Genomic DNA, 511 nt, shown 5'->3' on the forward strand with positions numbered 1-511 from the left:
GTCTGGCAATAATTCACTTTGATTAATTTGTTCATAATTATCATTTTTGAGATGATATAAAGACAATTGATTATTTTCCCAAAACCAGACTTCGGTAATATTAAACCGTTTATATTTTTCAAGTTTATCAATACTCCCACTGGTAATATTAATTTCAATTGCTAAATCTGGATTTTCCTTTTTTTCTCCGATGTAATAAGATTCATCAGGTTCAAATGAGGCACTTTTTTCTTTTGCGCGACGAGTAGCACTACCTACCGGGATGAAGTTTATGCCTTTTTCAAAAAAGTATAATGCTAAGAATATAGCAATTGCACTGCTAATAGTTTCATGTTGTTCACTCAGCGTCATAAATTCGATGTACCCATCAAGATAAGTTATCCGCAAACCTGCTGCGTCTGCGGTTAAGGTTTCTATTATTTCAAATTCTTTCCAGGTGTAATGGCCGGGTAGAAGAAATTGCTGTTCGGAAATTGTGGTGGTTTTGTCTAAGGTTTGGATAGTCATAGTA

General features: G+C 34.2%; 1 protein-coding gene. It reads right to left on the reverse strand.

The genetic code is table 11. The annotated features are described in order from the left end of the window. Positions 1-507, reverse strand: a 507-nt coding sequence (locus ACIR131C_RS0103445; RefSeq protein WP_028089075.1) for a Uma2 family endonuclease, incomplete at its 3' end; no start/stop codon positions are given. Positions 508-511: the final 4 nt, after the last annotated feature.

Origin of the sequence: Dolichospermum circinale AWQC131C (assembly GCF_000426905.1) — a bacterium.
In the GTDB taxonomy this organism is placed as follows: domain Bacteria; phylum Cyanobacteriota; class Cyanobacteriia; order Cyanobacteriales; family Nostocaceae; genus Dolichospermum; species Dolichospermum circinale.